Here is a 2364-nt window from a genome sequence, read left to right on the forward strand (position 1 = left end):
TCGGCGATCCACAGGACCCGAAGACTCAGGTCGGCTCGATGATCACTCAGGCCCACTACGACAAGGTCACTGGCTACATCAAGATCGGCATCGAGGAAGGCGCCACCCTCCTCGCCGGTGGTCTGGAACGTCCGGCCAACTTGCCGGCGCACCTGAGTAAAGGCCAGTTCATTCAGCCGACGGTGTTCGCCGACGTGAACAACAAGATGCGTATCGCCCAGGAAGAGATCTTCGGTCCGGTGGTGTGCCTGATTCCGTTCAAGGACGAAGCCGAGGCCCTGCAACTGGCCAACGATACCGAGTATGGCCTGGCGTCTTACATCTGGACCCAGGACATCGGCAAGGCCCATCGCCTGGCCTACGGCATCGAAGCCGGCATGGTGTTCATCAACAGTCAGAACGTGCGGGACTTGCGTCAGCCGTTCGGTGGTGTGAAAGGTTCCGGTACCGGACGCGAAGGCGGCCAGTACAGCTTTGAGGTGTTCGCCGAAATCAAGAACATCTGCATTTCCATGGGCAGTCATCACATCCCGCGTTGGGGTCTCTGAACAGCCGATGGTCGCTGCTGAAGGCAGCGATGGGCCGCGCATCGGCTCATCGCAGCCTTCACTGGCCACCAGATTGAATCGAATAACAACAATTTCAGGAGAATCATCATGGGCGAAGTCGTCCTGGCCGCGAAAATCTGCCATGTACCCTCGATGTACCTGTCGGAACTGCCCGGCAAGCATCACGGTTGTCGCGAGGCGGCAATTGCCGGACACAAGGAAATCGGCCGTCGCGCCCGCGAGCTCGGTGCCGACACCGCCGTGGTGTTCGACGTGCACTGGTTGGTCAACAGCGGCTATCACGTCAACTGCGGCGAGCATTTCAAGGGCATCTACACCAGCAACGAACTGCCGCACTTCATCAAGAACATGGAGTACGAGTACCCGGGTTGCCCAGCGTTGGGCGAGCTGATCGCCACCGAGGCCAATCAGGCCGGAGTGCGCACCATGGCCCATAACATCCCGAGCCTGGAGTTGGAATACGGCACTCTGGTACCTATGCGCTACATGCACATGGGCGTCCCGGACGAGCAGAAGTTTGACGTGATCTCCATCGCCGCCTGGTGCGCCTGGCATCGCCTAGAAGACAGCTTCGCCTTCGGCGCTGCCGTGCGCCGGGCCATCGATAGGAGCGACCGCAAGGTGCTGGTGCTGGCCTCCGGCTCGCTGTCCCACCGTTTCTCCGACGACCGTGAAGCCGAAGCCAACATTCACAACTGGACCCGTGAATTCGACAAGCAGATGGACCTGCACGTGGTCGAGATGTGGAAGCAAGGTCGCTTCAAGGAGTTCTGCGCAATGCTCCCGGACTACGCCGAGCACTGCTTCGGCGAAGGCAAGATGCACGACACCGCCATGCTCCTCGGACTGCTTGGCGGGCCCGAGTACAACAAACCGGTGGAAGTACTGACCGAGCCCTTCGGCAGTTCAGGCACTGGCCAGATCAACGCCATTTTCCCTCTCTGAGGTACCAGACAGGAACTGGCGTAGCAGCTGTCGAGCGGAGCGAGGCGGCGTCCGAGGACGTAGTCCTCGTAAAACCGGTGCTCTCGATTTACCTGAAACACAGAGGTGTATGGGGTTACGACTGCTTCGCAGCCGGACGCTGCCTCGCTCCGCTCGACAGCTGCTACGCGATGCGAAACATCAACGTTACGGGAGACTCACATGCCTCATTTCATTGCTGAATACACCGACAACATCGAACAACAAGCCGACTTGCCCAGCCTGTTCGAAAAAGTCCACGCCTCCCTCGGCGACAGCGGCGTGTTCCCCCTGGGCGGCATCCGCAGTCGTGGAGTGCGCCTGGACACCTGGCGCATGGCTGATGGCAAGCACGATTACGCCTTCGTCCATATGACCCTCAAGGTCGGTCACGGACGAGATCTGCCGACCCGACAGACAGTCGCACAAACACTGTTCAACGTAATCACCGAGCACTTCGCCGAACTGCAGTCGCAACGGCTGCTGGCGCTGTCGTTCGAGATGATCGAGCTGCACCCCGAACTGAATTTCAAGCAGAACAACGTGCATGCCTTCTTGAAGAACCAGGCGGGCTGATTCACGCCCTCCTTCCGCCAACGGCCACTCAAACAAAAAGTACAACATCATGAGCACAGCCAATACCGCTGACAGCATCACCCTTGCCGAGCACGATCGAACCCACAGCACCGTTACCTGGCGCCTGATGCCATTGCTGTTGATCTGTTACCTGTTCGCCCATCTGGACCGGATCAACATCGGCTTCGCCAAGATGCAGATGAGTACCGACCTGCACTTCAGCGACACCGTCTACGGCTTCGGAGCCGGACTGTTC

General features: G+C 59.2%; 3 protein-coding genes and 1 pseudogene. All 4 read left to right on the forward strand.

Annotated features, from left to right (window positions below):
* Nucleotides 1-548: aldehyde dehydrogenase family protein (locus AC1DLB_RS27860; protein WP_477786073.1), on the forward strand; the 548-nt coding region annotated here is incomplete at its 5' end.
* Between the two features lie 108 nt (nt 549-656).
* The gene (hpaD, locus tag AC1DLB_RS27865) at nt 657-1514 is read left to right on the forward strand and encodes a 3,4-dihydroxyphenylacetate 2,3-dioxygenase (RefSeq protein WP_018927921.1); all 858 of its coding nucleotides are present in this window, start codon (nt 657-659) and stop codon (nt 1512-1514) included.
* Between the two features lie 201 nt (nt 1515-1715).
* Nucleotides 1716-2108, forward strand: a complete 393-nt coding sequence (locus AC1DLB_RS27870) for a tautomerase family protein (protein WP_018927920.1) — start codon at nt 1716-1718, stop codon at nt 2106-2108.
* A gap of 49 nt (nt 2109-2157) precedes the next feature.
* A pseudogene (locus AC1DLB_RS27875) lies at nt 2158-2364 on the forward strand (MFS transporter); the annotation flags it as partial.

Source organism: Pseudomonas sp. 05N434, from assembly GCF_056396965.1.

Coding starts and splice junctions, on each gene's coding strand:
- hpaD (WP_018927921.1), top strand. CDS start 657: ATGGGCGAAGTCGTCCTGGCCGCGAAAATCTGCCATGTACCCTCGATG.
- AC1DLB_RS27870 (WP_018927920.1), top strand. CDS start 1,716: ATGCCTCATTTCATTGCTGAATACACCGACAACATCGAACAACAAGCC.